Origin of the sequence: Govania unica (assembly GCF_027920805.1) — a bacterium.
Classification (GTDB): domain Bacteria; phylum Pseudomonadota; class Alphaproteobacteria; order Sphingomonadales; family Govanellaceae; genus Govanella; species Govanella unica.
Genome location: NZ_JANWOI010000001.1, coordinates 941,918 through 966,236 on the forward strand (window position 1 = coordinate 941,918; position 24,319 = coordinate 966,236).

The 24,319-nt window shown below is 58.4% G+C and carries 26 protein-coding genes; 13 read left to right on the forward strand and 13 right to left on the reverse strand.

Translation table 11 applies throughout. The features are described from left to right. Window positions 1–170: 170 nt before the first annotated feature. Window positions 171–1,277, forward strand: coding sequence for a DUF2336 domain-containing protein (locus tag NYP16_RS04355; protein WP_274942886.1), 1,107 nt, complete (start codon window positions 171–173; stop codon window positions 1,275–1,277). A gap of 157 nt (window positions 1,278–1,434) precedes the next feature. On the opposite strand, the gene NYP16_RS04360 is transcribed toward NYP16_RS04355, so the two are convergent. Beyond that, complete coding sequence (locus NYP16_RS04360) at window positions 1,435–4,269, reverse strand: coiled-coil domain-containing protein (RefSeq protein ID WP_274942887.1); 2,835 nt, start codon at window positions 4,267–4,269, stop codon at window positions 1,435–1,437. 156 nt (window positions 4,270–4,425) lie between these two features. On the opposite strand from NYP16_RS04360, the gene NYP16_RS04365 reads away from it, so the two are divergent. From NYP16_RS04365 to NYP16_RS04385, 5 genes are all read left to right on the forward strand, one after another. Then, window positions 4,426–4,728: an Hpt domain-containing protein gene (locus NYP16_RS04365; protein WP_274942888.1), complete on the forward strand. Its 303-nt coding sequence runs from the start codon at window positions 4,426–4,428 to the stop codon at window positions 4,726–4,728. Between the two features lie 125 nt (window positions 4,729–4,853). Next, window positions 4,854–5,405 carry a response regulator gene (locus NYP16_RS04370; protein WP_274942889.1) on the forward strand — a complete coding sequence of 184 codons (552 nt, stop codon included), beginning with the start codon at window positions 4,854–4,856 and terminating at the stop codon, window positions 5,403–5,405. Next, a complete protein-coding gene (locus NYP16_RS04375; protein WP_274942890.1) occupies window positions 5,398–5,919 on the forward strand; it encodes a hypothetical protein in 522 nt (173 codons plus the stop codon). Before NYP16_RS04370 ends, NYP16_RS04375 begins: the two co-directional genes overlap by 8 nt. A gap of 228 nt (window positions 5,920–6,147) precedes the next feature. Next, a complete protein-coding gene (locus tag NYP16_RS04380; RefSeq protein ID WP_274942891.1) occupies window positions 6,148–6,627 on the forward strand; it encodes a PAS domain-containing protein in 480 nt (159 codons plus the stop codon). Further along, entirely contained in the window at window positions 6,624–6,941 is a 318-nt protein-coding gene (locus NYP16_RS04385) for a hypothetical protein (RefSeq protein ID WP_274942892.1), read from the forward strand. The genes NYP16_RS04380 and NYP16_RS04385 overlap by 4 nt, the downstream gene beginning before the upstream one ends. Before the next feature lie 35 nt (window positions 6,942–6,976). Here NYP16_RS04385 and NYP16_RS04390 read toward each other — a convergent pair whose 3' ends face one another. The 5 genes from NYP16_RS04390 to NYP16_RS04410 form a co-directional block, all read right to left on the reverse strand. Next, window positions 6,977–8,155 carry a vWA domain-containing protein gene (locus NYP16_RS04390; RefSeq protein ID WP_274942893.1) on the reverse strand — a complete coding sequence of 393 codons (1,179 nt, stop codon included), beginning with the start codon at window positions 8,153–8,155 and terminating at the stop codon, window positions 6,977–6,979. A gap of 9 nt (window positions 8,156–8,164) precedes the next feature. Continuing rightward, window positions 8,165–9,013 carry an AAA family ATPase gene (locus NYP16_RS04395; protein WP_274942894.1) on the reverse strand — a complete coding sequence of 283 codons (849 nt, stop codon included), beginning with the start codon at window positions 9,011–9,013 and terminating at the stop codon, window positions 8,165–8,167. Between the two features lie 94 nt (window positions 9,014–9,107). Further along, window positions 9,108–10,856 carry a DUF4153 domain-containing protein gene (locus NYP16_RS04400; RefSeq protein ID WP_274942895.1) on the reverse strand — a complete coding sequence of 583 codons (1,749 nt, stop codon included), beginning with the start codon at window positions 10,854–10,856 and terminating at the stop codon, window positions 9,108–9,110. A gap of 134 nt (window positions 10,857–10,990) precedes the next feature. Next, on the reverse strand, window positions 10,991–11,449 hold the full coding sequence (locus tag NYP16_RS04405; protein ID WP_274942896.1) for a MaoC family dehydratase: 459 nt from the start codon (window positions 11,447–11,449) through the stop codon (window positions 10,991–10,993). Window positions 11,450–11,496: 47 nt separating this feature from the next. Further along, window positions 11,497–13,197 carry a tetratricopeptide repeat protein gene (locus NYP16_RS04410; protein WP_274942897.1) on the reverse strand — a complete coding sequence of 567 codons (1,701 nt, stop codon included), beginning with the start codon at window positions 13,195–13,197 and terminating at the stop codon, window positions 11,497–11,499. Between the two features lie 230 nt (window positions 13,198–13,427). Here NYP16_RS04410 and flbT point away from each other — a divergent pair, with 230 nt between their 5' ends. From flbT to NYP16_RS04435, 5 genes are all read left to right on the forward strand, one after another. Then, the gene (flbT, locus tag NYP16_RS04415; protein ID WP_274942898.1) at window positions 13,428–13,853 is read left to right on the forward strand and encodes a flagellar biosynthesis repressor FlbT; all 426 of its coding nucleotides are present in this window, start codon (window positions 13,428–13,430) and stop codon (window positions 13,851–13,853) included. Next, a complete protein-coding gene (flaF, locus tag NYP16_RS04420) occupies window positions 13,813–14,283 on the forward strand; it encodes a flagellar biosynthesis regulator FlaF (protein WP_274942899.1) in 471 nt (156 codons plus the stop codon). Before flbT ends, flaF begins: the two co-directional genes overlap by 41 nt. A gap of 285 nt (window positions 14,284–14,568) precedes the next feature. Further along, complete coding sequence (locus NYP16_RS04425; RefSeq protein ID WP_274942900.1) at window positions 14,569–15,396, forward strand: flagellin; 828 nt, start codon at window positions 14,569–14,571, stop codon at window positions 15,394–15,396. Between the two features lie 302 nt (window positions 15,397–15,698). Further along, the gene (locus NYP16_RS04430; protein ID WP_274942901.1) at window positions 15,699–16,526 is read left to right on the forward strand and encodes a flagellin; all 828 of its coding nucleotides are present in this window, start codon (window positions 15,699–15,701) and stop codon (window positions 16,524–16,526) included. 234 nt (window positions 16,527–16,760) lie between these two features. Further along, a complete protein-coding gene (locus NYP16_RS04435) occupies window positions 16,761–17,126 on the forward strand; it encodes a flagellar protein FlaG (RefSeq protein ID WP_274942902.1) in 366 nt (121 codons plus the stop codon). 150 nt (window positions 17,127–17,276) lie between these two features. On the opposite strand, the gene NYP16_RS04440 is transcribed toward NYP16_RS04435, so the two are convergent. The 4 genes from NYP16_RS04440 to NYP16_RS04455 all read right to left on the reverse strand — a co-directional run bounded on the left by NYP16_RS04440 (window position 17,277) and on the right by NYP16_RS04455 (window position 20,598). Next, entirely contained in the window at window positions 17,277–18,107 is an 831-nt protein-coding gene (locus NYP16_RS04440; RefSeq protein ID WP_274942903.1) for a flagellin, read from the reverse strand. Window positions 18,108–18,594: 487 nt separating this feature from the next. After that, the gene (locus NYP16_RS04445) at window positions 18,595–19,065 is read right to left on the reverse strand and encodes a hypothetical protein (protein WP_274942904.1); all 471 of its coding nucleotides are present in this window, start codon (window positions 19,063–19,065) and stop codon (window positions 18,595–18,597) included. Next, entirely contained in the window at window positions 19,062–19,430 is a 369-nt protein-coding gene (locus tag NYP16_RS04450; protein ID WP_274942905.1) for a rod-binding protein, read from the reverse strand. Before NYP16_RS04450 ends, NYP16_RS04445 begins: the two co-directional genes overlap by 4 nt. A gap of 1 nt (window position 19,431) precedes the next feature. Next, window positions 19,432–20,598 carry a flagellar basal body P-ring protein FlgI gene (locus NYP16_RS04455; protein WP_274942906.1) on the reverse strand — a complete coding sequence of 389 codons (1,167 nt, stop codon included), beginning with the start codon at window positions 20,596–20,598 and terminating at the stop codon, window positions 19,432–19,434. 336 nt (window positions 20,599–20,934) lie between these two features. Here NYP16_RS04455 and NYP16_RS04460 point away from each other — a divergent pair, with 336 nt between their 5' ends. Both NYP16_RS04460 and dksA read left to right on the forward strand, forming a co-directional pair. After that, a complete protein-coding gene (locus tag NYP16_RS04460; protein ID WP_274942907.1) occupies window positions 20,935–21,357 on the forward strand; it encodes a flagellar assembly protein FliX in 423 nt (140 codons plus the stop codon). Window positions 21,358–21,706: 349 nt separating this feature from the next. Further along, window positions 21,707–22,123 (forward strand): RNA polymerase-binding protein DksA, encoded by a 417-nt coding sequence (gene dksA / locus NYP16_RS04465; protein ID WP_346742440.1) that lies wholly within the window; start codon window positions 21,707–21,709, stop codon window positions 22,121–22,123. Between the two features lie 91 nt (window positions 22,124–22,214). Here dksA and flgH read toward each other — a convergent pair whose 3' ends face one another. Genes flgH through flgG form a run of 3 tightly spaced genes read right to left on the reverse strand, consistent with a single transcriptional unit; the run spans window position 22,215 to window position 24,312 of the window. Continuing rightward, complete coding sequence (gene flgH, locus NYP16_RS04470) at window positions 22,215–22,946, reverse strand: flagellar basal body L-ring protein FlgH (protein WP_274942909.1); 732 nt, start codon at window positions 22,944–22,946, stop codon at window positions 22,215–22,217. Window positions 22,947–22,968: 22 nt separating this feature from the next. After that, window positions 22,969–23,499 carry a flagellar basal body P-ring formation chaperone FlgA gene (gene flgA / locus NYP16_RS04475; RefSeq protein ID WP_274942910.1) on the reverse strand — a complete coding sequence of 177 codons (531 nt, stop codon included), beginning with the start codon at window positions 23,497–23,499 and terminating at the stop codon, window positions 22,969–22,971. 27 nt (window positions 23,500–23,526) lie between these two features. Then, the gene (gene flgG, locus NYP16_RS04480; protein WP_274942911.1) at window positions 23,527–24,312 is read right to left on the reverse strand and encodes a flagellar basal-body rod protein FlgG; all 786 of its coding nucleotides are present in this window, start codon (window positions 24,310–24,312) and stop codon (window positions 23,527–23,529) included. Between the last annotated feature and the right edge of the window lie 7 nt (window positions 24,313–24,319).

Here is a 24,319-nt window from a genome sequence, read left to right on the forward strand (position 1 = left end):
GTCAGATTGGAGGGTAGTATTCAGTGGGTTTGAGGCCAGATTAAGGCTTTCATTCCGGGACATTATGGCTTGCGGGCTTATTAACGCCGCCTTAACCCGGCTGCACTGACAATGGGTCAATTCTCTCTGTTGATCCTCGGGCCGCGGGCCCGGCTGGAAAGGACATTTCCTTGACCATCAAACTGTCGCAAGCTGACGTTTTGAGCCTGTTGGCGGACGCGTCGGCGGAAAACCGGGCCGCCACGGCGCGCAAGATCGGTAAGCAGTTCCATGAAGCCGGCGTCGGTGCGACCGAGCGCAAGCTGATGGAAGACATCTTCCGCGTCATGGTCAAGGATGCCGAGGTCCAGGTGCGTCAGGCCCTGTCGAACAGCCTCAAGGACAGCCCGGACTTGCCACGTGAAATTGCCCTGACGCTCGCAAGCGATGTGGCGGATGTGGCTTTGCCGGTGATCGAGTTTTCCGATGTTTTGTCGGAAGCCGATCTGCTTGATATCATTGCCGCCAAGGGAGCCGAACATCAAAAGGCCGTCGCGCGGCGGGACCATCTGTCGGAAAAGCTTTCGGACGCCCTCGTCGACACCAGAAATGCTGAGGTGGTAGCCGCCCTTGTGTCGAATGATGGCGCCGTTCTGAGCGAAGACACCATGGCACGGGTGTTGGATAATTTCGGCGACAATCCGCGCATCAGCGAGCCTATGGCAAAGCGCAAAACCTTGCCGCTGACGGTGGCCGAGCGGCTGGTGTCGCTGGTGTCCGACAAAATTCGCGATCATCTGGTGACCCATCACGCCATGTCGGCCGATGTTGCCACCGATTTGTTTCTAAGCGCGCGGGAAAAGGCGACCCTCGGGTTGTTGCAGCCCGGCACCAACCTGCGTGACATGATGGAGCTAGTGGATCAGCTTCACCGCAACAAGCGTCTGACCTCGACTTTGGTGTTCCGGGCGCTGTGCATGGGGGATGTGGCGTTTTTCGAAGCCGCGCTCGCCCGTCTGGCTGGAATTCCGGTCGCCAATGCGTTCAAGCTCATTCACGACCCGGGTGGACGCGGGCGAGAGGCATTGTTTGAAAAATGCGGCCTGCCGAAGCGGATGCTGAAGGTGTGCGAGGCGGCACTCGCCACCGCTGCCGATATGCAGATATCCGGATCGGACGACCGGGAACGCTTTCGTCAGGTCATGATTGAACGTGTTTTGACCCAGTTCGAAGATAATTTCGATCCGGACAATCTCGATTATTTCATTGCCCGCTTGGGTCGCGGCAAAGCGGCGTGATGTGAGCTTTCTGGGATAGATGGATTGCCGGGTCAAGCCCGGCAATGACATAGGTGTGTTGTTACATATTGCCCTGTTGTCATCCAGAGCGAAGCGAAAGGATCGAGGTCTTCCTTTTCGCTCCCTCCCATCGTCCTCGCTGCGCGAACAACTCCCCTTATTTCAGCCGTTTCAGTGACTGTCCGATCAGCACGTAAAGCTTGCCCAGTTCCGATGAAATCAGGGTCACGCCGAGTACGCTTTTTGGGTCGGATTTGAGCGCCTGTGCCATGAGCTCCTGAAATTCAGCCAGATAGCGCTCCGTATGATCGCGGAATTCGCTGTCGACTTCGTATTTCGTGGCGATGGCCTCGCGGGTGGCCTTGTCGCCGAGGCGGATGGTGCTGCGGGCGAAAATGCTGCGTTCGCCCTTGAGGTAGCGCCGCCAAAGGTCTTCCGGGATATCGGTGTCGAGCGAGCGGTGAATGTCGATGGCCGCCGACCCCAGGGCCTCGATCAACAGAGACGCGGTGCGGGCGAAATTGGTGCGGGTGCTTTCGGCGAAACTGGCTTCAAATTTTGCCGTCCGCGACAGCAGATCCTCGGCCGACTTTTCCATTTGTCGGACGGTTCCCTCAAGGCCCTGAATACGGGTGCGGAAACTGCGTTCCAGGGTGGCGGCGGTTTCATTGACACCGTCGGACAGGCTGCGAATTTCGTTCTGCTCGGCCCGCAACAGGGTGGTCACGCGGCTCGCTTCGGTTTCGGCGCTGCGGCTTGCTTCGCCGAGCAAGCCGATTTCGTCACGAACGGCGTCACTTGCGGCGGCGAGACGGCGCAACAACGCCTCGAACTCGCCGGTGGCGGCGCCGCGCTGGTTGGCGGCCACGTCGCCGGCCTGGGCGAGCCGGGCGAGCGCGGATTCGGTTTCCGATACCAGCGTCGCAACCGCCGTGCCGAAATTGCCGCGTACGGCGTCCACTTCCTGCAAACGATCCCCGGCGACTTTGGCCAAAAGCGTCAGGCGGTTTTCGAGTTCGTTTGTGGTTTCGTTGAGGCTGTCTTTGACGGTGGCGACTGTGTGTTCCATGCGTCCAGCCTGATCGGCGAGATTGGCGGACAGGCTTTCGACCATGCCGGACTGGTCGGCGATGCTGCGGGCAAAGCTTTCAAACGATGCCTGATGGAAGGCAATGCCAGCCCCGGCCTTGTCGAGGCGGTCTTCCGCTGTGGCGGCACGATCGCTCAGCGCCGTGAGGTCGCGTTGCAGGCTGTCGATCAATTCGGTCAGACGGCCGCCGGTGCGGAGTGCTGTGGCATCAAGGGTCGTCGCCTGGGATTCAAAGGCCGCGCGGGCGGCTTCCATCTGCGCGTCGAGGATGGCGCGGATATCCTCGGCCTTGCCGAGGAGGGCGTCACGGGCGGCGTCCTCGTGGCGGGTGAGGCTGTCACGGATGACAGTGGTGTGCTGGGCGAGGGCGTCATTGAGGGCGCTGTCCTGAGCGGCGATCGAATCATGGACGCTCTGGTTCTGGCGTTCGACGGCGGCACGGACGGCGCGGGCCTGTTCCTCAAGCGCTCCGGCCACGGTGGTTTGATGATCCTCAAGCGCGGTCATGGCCACGGCCTTTTCGGCCTGGATCGCCTGCTTGAGCTTTTGCGCGGCGGCGGCCAGTGAGTCTTCAACCACATGGGCGCGGGCATCGAGGGCGAGGGTCATGGCCTCGGTCTGGGTTTCGATGGCGGTTTTCGCGTCCTGGATGCGGCGGGTCAGGTTTTCAGCCGCGGCGGCGCTGATCTCATCCAGGCCCCAGACGGCGCGGGTGGCGGCTTCGCTGGCCGCCTCCACATCGCGCACGGTGATGGCGCGGGCATTGGCCATATGGCTTTCGGCTTCGGCCAGGGCGTCGGCGGCGATCTTGGCAAGCGCGCGGGCCTGGGTTTCAAAGCCGCGTCCGGCTTCGGTGGTCTGGGCGAGCGCGCCGGCGGCGGCTTCGGACATGCTGCCGGTCTGGCGGGCAATGGCGGCTTCAAGTTCGGCGGTGTCGGCGCTGGCCTTGGCGCTGAGCGCCGCGATGTTGACGGCGCTTTGGTCCACAAGCGCGGTCAGGCCCTCGGCCTGGCGGCTGAGATCCGTGATGGACGCATGGAAGGCTGCTTGCCGGTCTTCGGTGCGCTTGCTGAAGGCATCGACGCTCAGTTCGGCATCGCCGAGCCCGTTCTTCAGGCCGTCGAGGGTATCCTGAAGCGCCCCGGATACATCCTTGATGGCATGGGCTGAGGCGGTCAGCGATTCCTGCATGCGGGCGGCGTCGGTCTGGACGCGGGCGCTGGCGTTTTCGGCTTCGCGGCGGGCTTGCTGACTGGCGGTTTCAAGCGCCTCGCGGGTGGTGGTGAGGATTGTCCCGATGGTCTCTGCGTTGTCGCCAAGGGCGACTTTGAGCGCATCCATGGCGGTGCGTTCGGCGGCGAGACGGCCGCTCAGGGCACCGGCCGATTTTTCGGCCTCGGTGGTGGCGGTGAATAGGGTCTGGATCTGGGCGGCAAAGCGATTTTCGAGCACGGTGATGCGTTGCGAGGCGATGTCGCCCGCCGCGTCCACGGCCTCGATCTGTTTCTGAAGCTTTTGCGTCAGGGTGGCGACGCGCTTTTCCGCCTGTTCGACCGGGGCCAGCAGATCATGAAGGCCATGGGACAGGGCGAGACGCTGTTCGCGCAAGGGATCGGTGCGGAGGACCACCAGCGCCACCAGCCAGATGACACCGACCGGGGCTATGATCCCGGCGATCAGGGCGGCGGTCTCGGTTACCGGCAGGGTTCTGATATCAAGCGCGGGCGCGGCGGTGATGATCCAGCCGATGGCGGCGGCAAGCCAGGCGATGCTCAGGACGGCGGCAGCCGACAGCGGCCAGTAGCGGCGGGCCCAGGAGATGGAGCGCGCGCTCCGGACCTCAGATGTGCTGTCGCTCGTGATGTCGTTCTGCTCATCGCTCGCGCCAAACCGTCCGGCCATTCGTAACCCTCTCAAACGTAACTGCAAACAAATCGCCCGCAGTCTAGCAACCCTGATGGCATGGAGCAATTGCGCTCGGGGAAACCGTGAGGGAGTTCGTTAACATTCCTGTTGCAGACTAAGCCGATCGTCCGTTTTCTTGATTAAGAGCCAGCCATGACCGCAGATGTTGAAATCCCTCGCTTTGATACGCGCCTTGTTGAAGAGTTTGCCAGGGGGGATGCTGTCTTTATGGCCGAGCTGATTGATCTTTTCCTGACCAATGCCGAAGACTATGTGACTGAATATCTTGCGGCGACCGAGGAGGGGCAGCAGCGGGATGTCCTCCATAAGCTCAAGGGCGCGGCTTTGACGGTCGGCGCAGAGCGGCTCGCAGCCCTCTGCAATGCTGCGGATGCTGAGCGCGGGACCGCCTTGGTGGCGGAACTGGCGGCGTTGAATAGTCATCTAAGACCCTAACGACGATAGTGTTTTCTTGATGAACCCCCAGATATTGAATTGCGCTTGCGGGACCTGCGCGGCAGTATGGGCGCGAACAGACACTCGCCAGCTTGGGCGGGGCAGTAGATTATGGGCGTAGAGATATGAGTGGTCTTGATCTTGAACGGATGAGTGTCCTTGTGGTTGAGGATAGCCCGTTCATTCGGTCGTTGTTGGTCAACAGTCTGAAAATTCTTGGCGTCGGCAAGGTGACCACTCGGGACCATGGTGGCGACGCCATCGAGTTCCTCAAGCTGGTCAAAGCCGATCCCATGAAGGCGGGGGTGATGACCGTCGATATCATCATCTCCAACTGGGATATGTCGCCTGTGGACGGCATGATGCTGCTGCGCTGGGTGCGACGGCACAAGGAATCGCCGAACCGGTTTGCTCCCTTTGTCATGATCACGGGCTATTCTGAACCGGCGCGGGTCAAGGAAGCGCGCGACATGGGCGCAAATGAAGTGGTGGCCAAGCCGTTCACCATCAACGCGCTGGCTCAAAAGCTCATGGGCATTATCGTCAAGCCGCGTCAGTTTGTGCATACCAAGGATTATTTCGGACCCGACCGGCGGCGGCAGAATATGCCGTTTGAAGGCAAGGATCGGCGCATTCTCAAAGACGACAGTGACGGCGTGGAGGTGATACATGGTTAATGAAGCGAAGACGCCGATCAAGGTTCGCTACTATCGGTTCAAGAACCATTTGAAGGAAAAGACAGTGGGTCTCGGGCTTGATCCCGGTGTGCTGATCGATATCGATCCGGCGGCCTTGGCGCGGGCGCAAGCGGCACTTGAAGACATGATCGAGGATTACCCCGATTGGGTCAAAACGCTGTTGCTGAAACTGTCGGAAGAGCATCGCCGCGCGGTTGATACGCCCCATGAACGGCGTTTGCAGTTTGAAAAAATCCGTCGCATTGCCCATGATATGAAAGGGCAGGGTGGCACCTTCAATTATCCGCTGATTACCGACTTTGCGGATTCGCTGTATAATTTTACCGGCGTGACGGCCGGGATGACCGACAGTCATATCGAAATCATCAAGGTGCATATCGATTCCATGCGCGTTGTGATCAACGAAAGATTGCAGGGTGATGGTGGCCAGGGTGGTCAGGCGCTCAAGATCGGCCTGCAACAGGCCATCGATAAACACACCAAAGTTCGTTAACGGTTCTCGGTCTCGGCCCTGAGGGGCACCGGTCTTGCTTGATCTTACCCCCGCGAAACAGCCGGTGGGTGGTTTCGCGGGTGCTTTGGCTTAAGTGATGCTGCTAACAGGCGGCACCTCCTTGTCTTTTTTTGTCCCTTTATTATAATGTTAATAAGTGTGGTCTTATTTTAATAAAATAAGAGGGGGCAGGTTTAGAGAAGGGCTTGAGCAGGGAGGAGCTGGGGAATGTATCTTCCTGAAAGTGAAGAGCGGAGGTTCGTACTTCGCTTGCTAGACTATTGGCAGTTGATGCGTGGGGACAGGGAATTTCCTGAACCTGAAGACATGAATTTGCAGGCCATGGGCAAGGACGCGGAGTCTTGCGCGATTATTGCCCTGGGCAATCGTATTGATTCTTCGGTATTCAGATATCTTGGACCGCGCCTCTGTCCGGGCGACTGGGGCAATGGAATGGCTCGGACCCTGGCCGAAATCCCTCGCGGTATATTGTTGACAGAATTGTTTCGCAGTCTGCCGCAGGTGATCGACCGGCCGGTACCTTTAAGTATCGGTGGCGTGTTTGAATTGGATGGGCGGACGGCGCTTGGTCGTTCGATCCTTTTGCCGCTGTCGATCGACGGCATCCGGGCGACCCATGTGCTCGGCGGGATTAACTATCGTTTTGCTGATAAACAGACTACCGAGACAGGACAGACAGACACATGACAACCCATACCGCTTATGAAGTGCGTGTGCAGCGCCAGGACAACTGGCGCGTGGAAGCCGTGTTCGACGACGAAGTGCTGGCCATCGCTGCTGCCCGGCGCGTGGCCGCGCGCGCCTCTTCCGCTCCCGTGGTGGTCTTGCAGGAAATTTACGACGTCGCACGCAATCATCTGAAAAGCCGCAGCATCTACCGCAGCGTCGACGTCATCACCACGCCGCGCAATCAGCACAGCTCCCCGGAACTGCGGCGTGGGCTGCTTATGATCCTGATTGCAGCCGCCGTTATATTCGGCAGCTTGCTGCTTGCGGTCTGAGCTATTTAGGCTGCGTCTGTCGCCCTGATTTTAGTTTAATGCATCAATTCCCGCATGGCCTGGTCGAGGCCTTCTAGGGTCAGGGGATACATGCGGTTGCCCATGAGGTCGCGCATCAGCGAGATGGACGCGGTGTGCGGCCAGTATTTTTCCGGCACCGGGTTGAGCCAGATGGCGCGGGAATAAATATCAAGCAGGCGGCGCATCCAGATTTCGCCGGATTCTTCGTTCCAATGCTCCACCGAGCCGCCGGGATAGACGATCTCATAGGGGCTCATGGAGGCGTCGCCGATGAAGATGACCTTATAGTCATGGGGGTAGGTGTGCAAAAGGTCATGGGTGGCGAGGATTTCGCTGGTCCGCCGTTTGTTGTCCTGCCAGACGCGCTCATAGAGGCAGTTATGGAAGTAGAAATATTCCATATGCTTGAATTCGCTGCGCGCGGCTGAAAACAGTTCCTCACACATCTTGATATGCGGGTCCATGGAGCCGCCGACGTCGAAAAACAGCAGCACCTTGACCGTGTTGTGGCGTTCGGGCCGCATGTGGATATCAAGGAATCCCTTGTGCGCCGTTGATTTGATGGTGCCGTCGAGATCGAGTTCTTCGGCCGCACCCTGCCGCGCGAATTTCCGCAACCGGCGCAAGGCCACCTTGATATTGCGCGTGCCGAGTTCGACCGTATCGTCGAGGTTCTTGAACTCGCGTTTGTCCCAGACCTTGACGGCGCGGCCATGGCGGCCCTTGTCCTGCCCGATACGCACGCCTTCGGGGTTGTAGCCATAGGCGCCGAAGGGCGAGGTTCCGGCGGTGCCGATCCATTTGCTGCCGCCTTGATGGCGGCTGTCCTGTTCTTCCATGCGTTTCTGGAGCGTCTCCATGAGCTTGTCCCAGTCGCCCATGGCCTCGATCTTTTTCATTTCCTCTTCGGTGAGCATGAGCTCGGCCAGCTTGCGCAGCCATTCCTCGGGAATTTCGACGCTTTCTTCCTCAAGTCCGGTGCTTTCGAGGCCCTGAAACATATGGCCGAACACGCGGTCGAATTTATCGAGATTGCGTTCGTCCTTCACGAGGGTCGCGCGGGCGAGGTAATAGAAATCCTCAGTGCTGAAGCGGGCAAGCCCGGCTTTCAGCGCCTCAAGCAGCGTCAGATATTCGCGGAGGGTGACCGGCACCCGGGCGTCTCTGAGGGCGAAGAAGAAATTGGTGAACATGGCTTTGCCTCAGCGGCCGTCGCGCCGCCCCATAAAGGCGAGGCGTTCAAACAGATGCACATCCTGCTCGTTTTTCAGGAGCGCGCCATGGAGCGGCGGGATGAGCTTTTTCGGGTCGCGTTCCTTCAACAGCTCGACCGGAAGATCTTCATGCATCAAAAGCTTCAACCAATCGAGCAATTCGGAGGTGGACGGCTTTTTCTTCAAGCCCGGCACGTCGCGGATGTCATAGAAAATCTGCAAGGCCTCGCGGGTCAGGTCCTTGCGGATATCGGGGTAATGGACATTGACGATCTGGTTCATCGTCTCGCGGTCGGGGAACTTGATGTAATGGAAGAAACAGCGGCGCAGAAACGCGTCCGGCAGTTCCTTTTCATTGTTCGAGGTGATGATGACGAGCGGGCGGTCCTTGGCCTTCACCGTTTCGCCGGTCTCATAGACAAAGAACTCCATACGGTCGAGTTCCTGCAGAAGATCGTTCGGGAACTCGATATCGGCCTTGTCGATTTCGTCGATCAGCAGGATGGACGGGGTTTCGGCGGTGAACGCCTCCCACAGCTTGCCGCGGCGGATATAGTTGCGGATATCATGAACCTTGGCGTCGCCCAACTGGCTGTCGCGCAGCCGTGAGACGGCGTCATATTCATAAAGGCCCTGCTGCGCCTTGGTGGTGGATTTGACATGCCATTCAAGCAGGGCAAAACCCATGGCCCGCGCTACCTCGGCCGCAAGCACGGTCTTCCCGGTGCCGGGTTCACCCTTGATCAGCAACGGGCGTCGTAGGGTCAGCGCGGCGTTGACGGCGATTTTCAGATCGTCGGTGGCAACGTAATTGTCAGTGCCGGTGAATTTTCTCATGGGCGTCAGGATCTCTTGTGGGTCGAGTCTCAAATGAACGTTTGAATTTGAAAGTAGGAGGCTTTGCCATCGAAGGCAAGAGGAGGCCCTCCTCTCAGTCGAACCGGTTGTTGCCGATGATCAGGCTGTCGACGCGGGCAGGAACGATACGGATTTGTCCCGTCTGATCGGCCGCGCGCAGGATTTCGAGGCTGAGCGGGTGGGGCGCGCTCAGGGTCAGGGGCGGCTCATAGCGATCCTTGGGCGAGTTCCAGATAAACAGGGTGACGCTGTTGCCGCCGGTCCAGATAGCGGTGTCGTCATAACCGTCGCGGTTGAAGTCGAGCAGAATGATGGCGCAGGGCGAGGTCGTTTCAAGGTCGCGGTTGGCGCAGCTTTTGGCTAGATCCGGAGCCATTTCGAGGAGCGCCGGCAGGAACCGTTGCGGCATGAGCGCGTTCGATGGGAAAATCGGCAGCTCGTCGAGCGTGGTCAGCAGCTTCTCCCGCTTACTGCCGGTCAGGCCCTTCTGTGCCTTGTCCTGGGAGGTCCGCCAGTCGCCGGGATGTTTCGCGGCATCAAGATCGGCGAGCGCGGTTCTGACATCTTCTTCGGCCATCAGTTTCGGATCATGACGGATTTTGTCGAGCGCCCGCAGCCCCGGTTTGCCGAGATTGAACTTGAGCGCGCCGAAATCGAAATCGACGGCCGCGACCTTGCCGGTTTGCAACCGCGACAGCTGGTTATGGGCCGAACGGGTCATGCCATCGAAGCCAGGGACATGCAGGAGAATACCGAGGAGAACCGCCAGCAGCGCAAGACGTGGGTTGATGATGGTCAGGGAGTCGATCCAAACGCGCCGACGGAACAGGACTGTGGTGGCATAAGCAAAGCCATAAGCCACGGTGAGCCAGGTCAGCACCAGCGCCGTCACCCGGTCGGGGGTCAGGCCATATTGGCTGACGCGCAGCCAGACCGAATAAAAGGCGAGCAGCCCATAGATCGGCAAAGCCACCATGAAGGCCTTGACCAAAAGGGACGCCGGACGCCAGAACAGGCGCTGTTCGCGGCCGTCCTGTATGGCCCCGTTCACGAAAATGACGAAGGCGATGACCATGCTGAGCAGGATCGGAGTTGCCCGTTGCGTGGCCCAAAGCGGTGCGAGGCCGGTGAAGGGCAGGGCGAGCAGAAACAGCAATCCGGCAAAGGCCACAATCACCGCAAGGATGCGGAAGGTGGCAAGGATCAGACGGCGGACCGCGAGAATAGGGCCGTCAAGCTCCCGCAGCAGGGTGATGCCAAGGCCGAACACAGCGCTGTAAAAAGGCCAGCAGAACCAGTTTTTGGCAAAGGTTTCGCTGAAAATATCGAGGCGGATCAGGCTGAACAACTGGCCCCAGAGGAAAAGAACCAGAAACACCACGAAGGTGAAGACAGCCGACAGCATCAGCACCAGCAGATTGGCCCAGGCGGCTTCAAACAGGCGCGGATAGGGGATTTTCCGCCAGCTATGCCCCCGGCTCGCCTGATAGAAACAAAGCAGGATATAGCTGCCGCTGACCGCCGCGAGGCCAAGGCCGTTCCCTAAGGTCGTGGGGTCGGTGAGGGTCTGCAACAGAAGGTAAAGCCCGGCATAAAAGGCTCCGACGGCGTAGGCTGCGATCGCATCGCGGAGGCGGCTCTGTTCACGGATGGCCAGCATGAGCGCGGTGGGCGCAAGGATCAGGAACAACGTGGCCGCTTGGCTTGCGGCAAGGGGAACGCCCGTAAACTTCTGGGAGAGGAGATAAAAGCCAAGCCCTTGCAGGAAACCAATCAGGATCGGTGCGGGATCAAGCGCGATATCATATTTCCAGAGCTTCATACGGTCCTCACGGCTAACTTGCTGGGTTTTGAGTCCGGCAGGTTAGCATCTGAGGCCGGAAGGGGTAAACCTTCAATGCCCTTCGGACCGGCGATGTGACTGTGCGGTATCTATACGACCGGCACGGTCTCTCGTCAGGGCCGCTTGAACACCAGCAGCCTGGCGACGGAGCGCTGGCAAACCTCCCCCCGTTGATTGAGGGTTTCGCTTTGAACGGTGACAAGTCCGCGATCGGGTTTGGATTTGGACGGCGCGATGGTGAGGATTGTGCTGACCACATGGAGCACATCCCCGGGTCGGGTCGGGCGCGGCCAGGAGACGTCACTGCCAGCCCCGATGATGCCGTTCCCCAAGGGAACGCTGTCCACGATCAGCCGCATGGTGATCGCGGCGGTATGCCAGCCGCTGGCGGCGATGCCGCCAAAAAACGTGTCCCGCGCTGCGTTCTCGTCGAGATGAAAGGGCTGGGGGTCGAATTGCCGGGCGAAATCCAGAATCTGCGGCATGTCCAGCGCATGCTCTCCGCTTGTGAAAACATCGCCCTCGTGGAGATCATCGAGATAGAGCGGGGAATTTTTGGCTGTGGCGGTCATCTGCTGTCCTTTCCTCAGGTCCGGGGCTACTGGCGCTGAGGGATGGATTATAGCGAGCCGGAGCGGTTTTGATCCAGGTACCCGCGCAGGTCCTGGATCAGGCGCGGGATCAGGCCATCCCAGGGATCGTCGATGCTGCCGATCAGCATGCGGCCCTTGGAGAAAAAGGGCGTGACTTCGTTCGCGCCGAAGCTCCACCAGGGGCGCGTCGGCAACAGCCACCAGGTGGGGGTGCCGACGGCAAAGCTGAACATGCCGGGGGCGCTCGCCGGGCCGATGACGAGGTCCACGGCTTTCGAGAGCGCGGCTACGGTTTCAAGGTCGTCCCTGAGATTGGCGTCATCCCACTGATGGATGGTGGCGCCGAACTGATCCCGGACCAGTGCGAGCTCGTCGGCACAGTCGCCATATTGAAGATTGATGAAATCCACGTCGGGGAAGGCGGCAAAGACCGGGCCCCAGACCTCGATCGGGGCGTAATGTTTGTTGCGGCGGGCGTTCTGTTTGCCGCTTCGCCAATAGATGCCGATTTTGGGTTTGGGCCCGAGATCGGCAAGCCGGGTACGCCAGACTGCGAGACGCTCGGGATCGGGGATCAGAAAGCCGTCCACATTGTCCGGGATGCTCGCCACGCTTTTCCAGCGATGCAGCGGCACACTGCCGCAGGCAATGGCGCGATCGGCGGGTGGCAGGTCCTTTTGCAGCGTCGGCATGCTGCGGTAGCGATAGGAATTGTGAAACCCGTCGCCATAAGCGCCAATGACCGCCGTCGGGAAGGAGCGTTGATATAGCGTCACCAGCCGCCGGTCGCAGCCGATATAAAGCTGTTCGGCTTCGGCGGTCAGGCGGGGATAGCTCGCGGCGAACAGAATTTCGTCACCGAGGCCCTGTTCGGGACAGATGAGCAACCGCTTGCCGGCGAGGGACTCGCCTTTCCAGTCCGCATGTTCATGGGTGTAGTAAAGCGCGTTCGCAGCCCCCGGCTTGTTACGCCATTCATATTCGCGCCAGCCGGTGCGAAGGTCGCCGGTGGCCAGCGCCGAGGAGGACAGGCCCATATGGGCGTTCCAGTTCTTGAAATTGACCTTGATGGCTTTTTTGGCGAACTGGATCGCCTGTTTATGATTGCCCGAATGTTCATAGGCCAGCGAGATGTTATTGAGGACGTTGTAGGATTCGGGCGCGAGCCGATAAGCCTCGGAATAAAACGGGATGGAGGCTTTATAGCCATCGCGCAGCGACACCGCCGTGCCGATCGTGTTCCAGAGTGATGCGATATCAGGAAACAGGGGGATGACCTCCTGCAGGAAATCGATGGCTTCGTCGAGCTTGTCCTGTTTTTCAAGGGCGCTTGCCAGATTATTGTAGCCGGTCGGGTCATCGGGCTTGAGCGGGATATAGATGCGATAGATTTTCTCCATCGTATCATACATCTCAAGATCCGACGCGAGATTGCCAAGCACAGCCAGCACATCGGCCTTCGGGCCATGAATGGCGAGGGCCTGTTCAAGCACTTCAAGCGCCTGCCGACGCACGCCGAGCTTGCCGAGCCCTTCGGCCACCGCCACCAGCAGATCGAAATCGCGCGGATTGAGGTTCCAGGCTTCCACCAGATATTTGGAGGCGCTGGCCCAGTCTCCGCTGTCGGCATGCTTCTTGCTTTTGGTCAGCAGGGTCTGGAGTTTCCGCAAGGTTGCCTCAGGCAGGGAGTGCAGGGACGGCGAAAGCTCGGCGCTCGCTTGTGTCATGGCGTTCGGAACTCGGTTGCTGGTAATTTGATGAACTTAAGGTCGATCAAAGCATTTCATGGTTAAGAAAGCGCTAAGCGCCGGGAGTGGCCAGGACAGAAATATCTCTAAAAAGCCAGTGGCAATTTAGACCTTGTTAACTGTGTGAGGTCAGACTACTGCCATTATAGATGTTGCTGCGCTTCTTAAGGCCTTTCGAGGGAGCGTTTTGAGCGAGGACCAGTCAGGGAATGGCACTCAAGATTTCATTGAAGCCGGGCGAGAAATTTGTCGTCAATGGGGCTGTTATTGCCAATGGCGATCGCCGTTCCAGCCTTGTCATTCAAAACAAGGTGTCGATCCTGCGGGAAAAGGACATTCTCCAGGAAGGCGACGTCACGACTCCGGTGCGTCATATTTATTTCCCGATCATGCTGATGTATCTCGATGAAGGGGCAATGAACAGGTACTATGAGGAATTCGTTCTTCGCATGACCGAGTTCATGGGCATCACGAAGGATCCTGCTGTGCTTGCGATCTGTGTCGAGATCAGTGCGGATGTCATGAAGCATCACTATTATCGGGCGCTTATGACTTGTAAAAAGCTCTTCGCCTATGAGGACGAAAGGTTGAATTATGTCTCTTACGGCGTATCAGAAGGCTCAAAGCGCGACTGAAACGCCGCGTGATGTGGAATATCGCTTATTCGCACAGGTGACCTCGGCGCTCACGCGGGCAAAAGAACATGGCACGCGTGACGGCGAATATGTCAAGGCGCTCGATTGGAACCGCCGTATGTGGTCCACCTTCACAAGCGACTGCAGCGCCGAAGGCAATCAATTGCCGAAGGACCTGAGGGCGCGGATCATTTCGATCGGCATGTGGGTCAGTCGCTATACCTCTGACGTCATTCGCAATGGTGCGGATATTGACGCGCTTATCGACGTCAATCGGGCCATTATGGAAGGGCTTGCCGCCCGTGCAGTGCCTCAGCCGCAGGCTCAATATGGCGCTGCACCGCAGGGTAATTATGCGGCTGCACCGCAGGCAAATACCTCCGCCGGAAATGAGATGCCGCGCACTCCCATGCGCCCGCTTTCGGCCTGATCACAGCGATTTATTTTTAACGATGATTTGCACGGAAGCGCCCTTGGGTGCTTCCGTTTTTTATGTGTTTTCCGCCTGCGCATGGGCAAGAATTGCCGTGCAGGAACTGCCGTTCTGGCATGCTTTTCTCCCTGCGACTGGCTGAAGTTCAGCTGTAAAACGCCCAGTTTTCAGGAGGGTGGGCAAGGCCATCTTCGCAGCCGTTCTGGCATGCTCCTTGCTATTGGTACTGTTGAGCAAAACGCTCAGAGCAAAATGCTCTTGTAACTCAAAAGGAGATCCAAAATGGCTTTTTCCGTAAACACCAATGCTGGCGCTTTTATCGCTCTGCAAAACCTGAACAAGACCAATACCGCAATGGACAAAACCCAGAACGCCATCAATACCGGCATGAAGGTTTCAACGGCCAAGGATAACGCGGCCATCTTTGCCATTGCGCAAAATCTACGGTCCAACGTTTCCGGTTTGAATGCAGTCAAGCAGAGCATCGATCGCGCGCTGGGTGCAGCGGATGTGGCAATGGCAGCCGGTCAGGCGGTTTCCGATCTTCTTATCGAAATGAAAGAGAAGGCGGTCGCCGCAGCTGACAAGGGCCAGGACTCTGCCAGCCGCACCGCACTCAACGATGACTTTGTTCAGTTGCGCGATCAGATCACGTCGATCGTCAACAACGCCGAGTTCAATGGCTTGAATGCCGTGAAAAGCGGCGGTGATGACATTGTTGCGATTCTGGATGATACCGCATCAAGCACTTTGACCATCGGCGCTCAGGATCTCAGCCTGGGCGGCACGGTCGTGAAGTTGACGGCATCGTCGGGGATCGGCACCCAGAGTACGGCCTTGGCAGTGGTGACGAATCTTGAGGATTCTCTCAAGAACGTCAACGCCTCGCTGTCGAAGCTCGGTTCGGGCGCCAAGCGTCTTGAACTGCAGAAGAGCTTTGTCACCAAGCTGTCCGATACCATTGAAACCGGTATTGGGAATCTTGTGGATGCAGATCTGGCCAAGGAGAGCGCGAAATTGCAATCCTTACAGGTCAAGCAACAGCTCGGCATGCAGGCGCTTTCGATCGCCAATCAGCAGCCGAGCGCGGTCATGCGCTTGTTCCAGTAACAGCACCAGCACGGTATCCTCAATATGGGGTCACTTCGGTGACCCCATTTTTTTGTCATTTTTGGGCGGCAAAAATTGCCGATGCGGCAAAAATTGCCCGGCAAAAACAGGCGATGCGGCAATATTTGCCGGGCAAAAATGGCACTCACAATTTTTAGTATAATTTTATATGTCGGCCTTCCTCTTGGCTCTTGACAGTATTTCGAGTGCTGTTTTCGAATCTGGCACGCCCCTTGCTGCGTAGGAGCTAGGCAAAATGCCTGGAGCAAAATGCTCATAACGCTCAAAAGGAGATCCAAGAAATGGCTTTCTCAGTCAATACCAATGCTGCAGCCTTTGTTGCTCTGCAAACGCTCAATAAGACCAACAGCGGTCTCGACAAAACCCAGAACGCAATCAACACCGGCATGAAGGTGGCATCGGCCAAGGATAACGCGGCCGTATTCGCTATTGCCCAGAACCTGCGTTCGAACGTTTCGGGCCTTAATGCCGTCAAGCAGAGCATCGATAACGCTCTGGGCGCGACCGATGTTGCTATGGCAGCCGGTCAGGCCGTGTCGGATCTTCTCGTCGAAATGAAGGAAAAAGCGGTTGCCGCGGCCGATAAAGGCCAGGACACCGCCAGCCGTACCGCGCTGAACGATGACTTCACTCAGCTGCGTGACCAGATCACCTCGATCGTCTCGAACGCCACCTTCAACGGCCTGAACGCCGTGAAGAACAGCGGCAAGGCCATCGTTGCGATTCTTGACGACCAGGCATCGAGCACGCTGACCATCGCGGCTCAGGATCTTAGCCTCACGGGCACGAACATTTCGCTGACCACTTCGTCGAAAATTGACACCCAGAGTGCCGCAGCGACCGTTGTGACCAATCTTGAGACGTCCCTCAAGAACGTCAACGCCTCGCTGTCGAAGCTCGGTTCGGGCGCCAAGCGTCTTGAACTGCAGAAGAACTTTGTCACCAAGCTGTCCGATACCATTGAAACCGGTATTGGGAATCTTGTGGATGCCGATCTCGCGAAAGAAAGCGCGAAATTGCAGGCTCTGCAGGTTAAGCAGCAACTTGGTATGCAGGCGCTGTCGATCGCGAACCAGCAGCCGAGCACGGTTCTTTCCCTCTTCCGTTAAGTTTAATCGGGGTGGTGGGGTCAAAGGCGGCCCCACCGGCCTGCTTTATTTTCAATAAATAAATACAAAGGGTCCGCTCGGGAGCCTCTGATGAAATTGTCATAGTGGATCTTGATGAATATGCGACACCGCCCTCTGAGTGATCGGGCAATGCCATCGTCCAGGTTTCAGTGGTAACGATGATGGGCAATGGCTGAAGTCAGGCATCAGGTGGGATAGGGAAGGAGCAATAGCATGACTGATATATCAGCAAAATTGCCCGCATACGGAGCTTTTGCGGCCGCAGCTGCGGCCATGCCGCGTGATGGCGCTCAACAACCTGCATTGCGGAATGGATCTTTTTCCGATGGCGTGAAGCAGCCGAAGCAAAAGGCGGATGGCCTGGCGTCGATGGAAAAAATGATCGACCATTATGTGCCGAAGGATATTCCGAACACCCGGTTGCAGATCGAGCATGACAAGGATACCGGCATCTTTATTTATCGCAGTATCGATAATGAGACCGGAGAAGTTGTGCGGCAATATCCGGCTGCTGAAATTTTGCGGTTTATTTCCTATTACCGCGAAAGTGAAGGGCTGGTTGTAGATAGTGAGGCGTGAGTTTTATGCCGGAATTTAAAAACCCGACAGATCAAGACAGCAGACTGCAAAAATAAAAGCCCGGAGCGTGGAACGCAGCTCCGGGGTTTTTTATTGGCGCGGGGATGTCGGACGAAGGGATAATCGCGGACGCGCCGGATGAGACCGGGATTAACCCTGGAACAGATTAAGCACTGCCTGCGGAGCCTTGTTGGCGATCGAGAGCGCCTGCACCCCGAGTTGCTGTTTGACCTGTAGCGCTTGCAGTTTCGCGCTTTCTTTCGCCATGTCGGCGTCCACCAGATTTCCGATGCCGGTTTCAAGCGTGTCCGCCAGCGTGTCGGCGAAGGTGCGCTGCAAATCAAGAGCGCGGGCGCCGGCGCCGAGTGATGTCAGCACCGAGTTCACATTATCAAGCGAGCTGCTCAGCGCGGTCACCATGGCGGCGGCTTTCGAAGCCGTATCGATGGTTTGGGATGCGCTCAACATGATATTGCCGCCGCCGAGCGTCAGGTTCTGATGCGAAATCGAGACCGTTTGCGTGGCGTCAGGATTGGTGATGGCCATCACCGCATCGGTACCGTTGTTGATCAGGTTGGTGCCGTTGAACGATGCATTCGAGATGATGGTGGCGATCTGATCGCGCAGCTTGTTGAAATCTTCGGTCAGTGCGGCGCGGCTGCGGCTGTCTTGACCTTTATCGGCCGAGGCAACGGCTTTTTCCTTCATGTCGATCAACAGATCGGAAATGGAACCAGCGGCGGCGAGCGCGATGTCGGTGGTGCTGACGGCGCGGTCAAGGCTCTGTTTGACGGCGTTGTACCCGCGCAGGTCAGCGCGCAATTTCTGAGCAATCGAATAGATCGCCGCATTGTCCTTGGCCGAACTGATCTGCAAACCCGTGTTGATATGGGTCTGGGTCTTTTCAAGCGACGTGGTGGTCATATTCAAATTGCGGAGCGCGGATAGCGCGCTGGAATTCGTATTTACTGAGAAGGCCATCGGGGTTCTCCTTGTCTCAATCTCAAAAACGGTCTGCGATTTATCCCACAGAGATTTACTCTCCCTAGCCAATACGCAAAGGCCGTGCCAGTTTTGATAAAGTTTTTAACATATTGATTTTGTTTAATTATTTTCTTATTTTTGGGGGTGATGAGCGTTTTTTGATATGGCAGTTTCTGCCCGAAGAGGTCAGGAAATGCAGGACAGGGACGTTTTTGCCGGGTGGAAACTTCCCCAATGTCAGCCGCAGTTGGCCGTCATCGCGAGGCGCTGAAAGCGCCATGGCGATCCAGAGTGCTGGGGGTGACGGAAGGCCTGGATTGCCGCGCTTCCTGCGGTCGCTCGCAATGACGGGGTTTTGTCGTCTCGTTTCGTTTTATTGTCATCGCGAGGCGCTGAAAGCGGCGTGGCGATCCAGGAGGCCGGTTGCTTGTAATGACGGAAAGGGCCCCGGTTGGGGCCCTTTGGGATTTCAGGTTTAAAGCGTTCAGACGACTTGATTGAGCGTGAGCGAGGTGGGTTGGGCGCTGCGCTGGCGGGGGGGAGCGGCATTTTTTCCGTAGCCCATGGCGGACTGGTTTTGCCGGGTGACTTCATCGCCGACGGCTTTGATAATGCCTTCGGTGATGGCGCGGGCGCGTTCGAGAAGTTTGCGGTGGTCGTCAAGCGCGGTCTGGAACAGCGAGGTTTCGCGTTTGAGGATGCGCAGCTCATTGGCGTTGCCAAAAGCGCGGACGCCGCCGTTTTTGCGCATGACTTCCATTTCGCGGGCATAGGCGGCGGCGAGCCGGCCTTTTTCCTCGATCATGGGGCGGGCGTCGGCGGGGCGCTTGCGGCTGCGCAGATGGTCATTTTCCGCCATTATGACGGTGGCGAGGCGCTGCGTCACGGCGATCAGGGTCTGGATCGGGCCGGGGGCGTCCGGCAGGACAGCGTCGGGGAGGGCAAGTGCGGTCATTGTTTCACCTCCTGGGCATGCAGTTGCTGGGCTTTCAGATAGTTTTCGATGGCGGGGGCAATGCCGATGCCGCCGCGCCGTGAAATTTCCTTGGCGTATTGTTCATTCAGAAAGCTTTTGAACATGTCTTCGCCCTGTCCGCCGCCGAAATTTTTGTCAGGTTCGATGCCGTTGTTCATATGCGAGAGCATTTCCGAGATGAACATGGATTCGAAGCTGTTGGCGACGTCCTTGTTGCGGGCGTCGAGCTTGGCTTGCTCGGGTGTGAGCGTCGGATTTGCCGTTGCGGCGGCGCGCGTGGTGATGTTGGCGAGCTTGCCCGCTTGCAGACCCATGGAGCCGAGGCTTGTGATGCTGTTGTCCATCCTACATCACCTCGATATCGGCCTGGAGCGCTCCGGCGGCCTTGATGGTTTGCAGGATCGAGATCATGTCGCGCGGTCCGACGCCTAAGGAATTCAGGCCGTCCACCAGTTGTTGCAGGGACACGCCCGGCTTGAGGATGGCGAATTTCTTGCCAGAGCCGTCATCGACCTGAATGGAGGTGCGCGGCACGACCTTGGTCTGGCCGCCTTCCGAGAAAGCATTCGGTTGCGAGACCTGCGGCGTTTCGGTAACGCTGATGGTGAGATTGCCTTGCGAGATGGCGACTTCGCTGATGCGCACATCGGCGCCCATGACGATCACCCCGGCGCGGTCATCGATGACGATGCGGGCTGGTTGATCGGGCTGCACCGTCAATTGCTCGATGCTGGTGATGAGCGAGACGGTGTCATAGCGATAGCCCTCGGGGCGGCGCAGCTGCACGGTCGCCGGGTCAAGCGCCTGGGCGGAATCGCTGCCGAGATGGCGATTAATGACGGTGGCGATGCGGCTCGCGGTGGTGAAATCCGGGGACTTCAACTGAAGATTTACGGTGCTGATACCGTTCATGGCGAAATTGATTTCGCGTTCGATGATGCCGCCGTTTGGAATGCGGCCCGAGGTCGGCACGCCCTGGGTGATCTGGGCTGCTTCACCACGGGCGGCGAAGCCGGCGATCTGCACCGGACCCTGGGCCACGGCATAGACCTCGCCATCGGCGCCCATGAGCGGGGTGGCAAGGAGGGTGCCGCCTTTGAGGTTCTTGGCGTCGCCCATGGAGCTGACGGTCACATCAATGCGCGACCCGTTGCGGGTGAAGGATCCAAGATTGGCGGTCACCATGACGGCGGCCACGTTTTCGGTCTTCATGTCCGAGCCACGGGTGTTGATGCCCAGCCGTTCCAGCATGGACTCGAGACTTTGCTTGGTGAAGGGTGAGTTGCGGATTTTGTCGCCGGTGCCGTCAAGGCCAACCACCAGGCCGTAGCCCACCAGCACGTTGTCGCGCACACCTTCGATCGAGACGATGTCCTTGATGCGCGAGGCCGCGTTGCCCGAGACGGGCGGCAGGATCAGGCTTGCAGCCGTCAAGGCGGCAAAAGCTGCCCGGCGCAGGAAGGCTGCGGTGAGGCGACGGTAAGTCGGTGTATAATGGGACTGTTTAGGCATTTTGCACCAATCCAGTGTCCTGAACGTCATTGAAAACAAGTATTCTGCTCAGATACAATGCGAGAACCATGCCAACTGTGGAAAATCTGGAAAAAGTGGTTAAGTTCAGTGTGTTGGGTCGATCTGCCGCCGATGCTTCTTGGGCTTCATCCCGGCAAAACTTGCCGGAAGGCCGGGGAAAGGGGCGGAAAAGGTGGGATTTAAGCCAATTTTAACCATGCTCCGGCATTGTCTGGACTGTGCGTGATGTTCAAGGCATTATCCTGCCCGTGATGGCGGGTTTTTGCGCAGGATCAGTAATGTTGCTAGGAATGAGGTTTGCCTTGGGGGTTTGCCGTGAAAATTAGCGGAACCGGCCAGGTCGGCAAGAGCAGTGGCGCGACCCGCAAGAAGGGCGTGCCCGGAGACAGCGACAGCTTTGGTTCCATGGTGGACTCCGATGTATCGTCGCTTGCGGCGGCGGGAAGCAGCGCGGGCGTCGGCCCGCTTGCCGCAGTCGGCGGCCTTTTTGCCTTGCAGGAAGCGCCGGACGCCACCGCTGGGCGCTCGAAGGGCGTCGGACGGGCCGAAGACATGCTGAAGCAGCTCGACGAGGTGAAACGCGCGCTTCTGTTCGGCGAAATTCCCGTCAATGTCTTGAAGTCCCTGGCCTATTCCGTGCGCCAGCAGCGCGCCCAGACGGATGATCCGAGACTCAATGATATTCTTGCGGAAATTGAACTTCGGGCCGAGGTTGAGCTTGCGAAGCTCGGGTTTTAGGCTTTTCGACGCCGGATCTGGTAAATAATTTTATCAAAACTTTTCTGAATTCTTGAAGCATCCCCAATATGTTAGGCGGATGGCGACGGATTTTGTCCGTCTTGCTTCGGTCAGGTGTGACGAAGCTACTTGCTCCTGAAATGGAGTTTAACTATATAAGCGCCAGCCTAATAAGGATCGCTGGATCGATCCGCCGTCCTCAGGGTATCGCCCCTTTTGACGGATGACTGCTCCGGACGATAGCGGCCGCCAGTTTCAATTAACTGGCAGGCAAGAACACCAGTGGGCCGAGTTCGTGACGTGAGAGGAAGCACTTGAGCTTCGAAAGCAATTAGGTAGGGGTGATTAAATGGCGGTTGAACTGCTTCCGGGATATCGACCCAGCGACGATGAGCCGTTTATGAGCGCGCAGCAGCTCGAGTATTTCCGCCGCAAGTTGCTGTCCTGGAAAGATGACATTCTTCGCGAGTCCAAAGAGACCTTGCAGCATCTTCAGGAAGACAGCCTCAAGGAACCGGATGTGGCCGATCGCGCCTCGTCCGAGACCGATTGGTCGGTGGAACTTCGCACCCGCGATCGGCAGCGCAAGCTGATCTCCAAGATCGATGCCGCGCTTGAGCGCATTCGCATCGGTGAATATGGCTATTGCGAAGTGACCGGGGAGCATATCAGCCTCGAGCGTCTGGACGCCCGGCCGATCGCCACCATGACGCTTGAAGCGCAGGAGGCTCACGAGCGGCAGGAAAAAGTACACCGCGACGACTGAGCGCAAATTTCGGGATTTTCCCAAACGTCAAAGGCCGCCCCGTTCTGGGGCGGCCTTTTTCTTGTGGACGTTTCAGGTTGGATGGCGTGGCTTAGAAAGGTGACAGGATCTCGTAAAGCTGCTGGCCATAGGGCGGCTGCTGGAGATCGGTGATCTGGCCCTTGCCGCCGTAGGAGACGCGGGCTTCGGCGATCTGGGTGTGTTTGATGGTGTTGGTGGAGCTGATATCCTCGGGCCGGACGATCCCGGCCACGGTCAGATCGCGCAACTCGTAGTTGACCCGCACCTGCTGGCGGCCCTGAATGACCATATTGCCGTTCGGCAGCACTTTGGTGACGATGGCGGCGACGGTCAGCGAAATCGCTTCGGAACGATCCACCTTGCCGGTGCCCTTGTTGGCGACCGAGCTTGAGGCATCGACCAGGCTGCCCGACTTGCCGAGGCCGAAGGGCAGGACAGGAATCGCGGTGTTGCTGCTGTTGGTGCGGGCGCGGGTGGTCGAATTGTCGACCTTGGCGCTGTCATTGATATTGATCAGCACGGTCAGGATGTCGCCGGTCTTGCCAGCGCGCGGATCCTTGAAGAAATGGCGGGAGCCGGAGCGCCAGATGGAATTGCTGGTCCCCTGGTCTTCGGTTTGCGGGGTTGCGGCGACAGCGGCTGACTGCTGGAAGGTGCCGGTAGAGGCGGGCACGCTGCCGGGGTTGACGGCGCTGAGGTCCGGAGCCTTGCCGATATTGGCGATGCGGTCGGCGGCGCCACAGGCGGCCAGCGTCAGAGCGGCGGCAGCAATCAAGCTGGTGCGGAGAAGGAGGCGGGTCATTTGAGGTCTCTCCTTTAAAAAATCAGTGGCCGGGGGCGAGGTCGGCGACGCGGCGGCTGGTCTCCTGTGAGGAGCTCACCATCACGTCGCGGGCGGACAGCACAACGCCGGATACGGTTCGGTTGGAATTGGTGTTGGTCAGGCGGATCAGATCGCCTTCGCCGCCATTCTCCTGAGCGCGGCCGCTGGTCGTCAGGGTCATGTCTGGGGTTTTGACGATCATGGTGACGATCGCGCCGCGCTTGATCAGCACCGGGCGCTGCACATCGGAAAAGCGCACGGGCACATTGGCCGGCATAGGGCGGCGCACGGCGCGGCCGATCAGGCCATCGCCGTCGGTGATGATGGTCTGGGTGATCTGTTGCGTGGGCCAGGATACCCAGGCGATGTCACTGGCGCCGATGATCTCACCGGGCATCAGGGCACGCGCGAGGCCAGGCACCATGGTCATATCAGCCTTGGCGGCTTTTTGCTGCGCGGCTGCCGGGCTCAGGGTGCCGAGAATGATCAGGGCGGCGACGGCAAGGCGGCGGATCGAAGATGTATTCTGCATCACTCTGTCCTCATGTCTTCAGGGTTATCAGCGGAGCTGCGAGGTCACGCTCAACATTTCGTCGGCGGCGCTGATGACTTTTGAATTCATTTCATAGGCACGCTGGGCGGTGATCAAGGATGTGATCTCAGACACCGCGTTCACGTTCGAGGTTTCAAGAAAGCCCTGCATGATGGTGCCGAAGCCGGGATTGCCGGGCGTGCCGACCGTGGGCTGACCCGAGGATGGGGTCTCCACCAGCATGTTGTCACCGATGGCTTCAAGGCCGGCCGGGTTCGGGAACGAGGTGATTTCGATGCGGCCGACATTCTGCGGTTCGATCTGGCCGGCGATCTTTACGAGCACTTCGCCCTGGGCATTGACGGTGACGTCGACGGCTTCGGGCGGAACGCTGATGCCGGGCTGCACCACATAGCCGTCCTGATTGACGATCTGGCCGGTCGGGCTCAACTGGAACGACCCGGCGCGGGTATAGGCGTCGTTGCCGTCGGGCAGCTGGATGCGGAAATAGCCCTGACCGTTCAGGGCCATGTCATACATATTGCCGGTGTTGGTCAGGCTGCCCTGTTCGGTGATGCGGTAGACCGAGCCGGTTTTTACCCCGACGCCGATCTGAATGCCTGAAGGCACCACGGTGCCGGTGTCCGACGATGACGCGCCGACGCGTTTGATGTTCTGATAGAGCAGATCCTGGAACTCGACGCGCTGGCGTTTATAGCCGGTCGTGTTCATGTTGGCGATGTTGTTCGAGATGACCTCGACGTTCATCTGCTGGGCGAGCATCCCGGTGGCGGCGATACTGAGCGCTTTCATGAGGGGT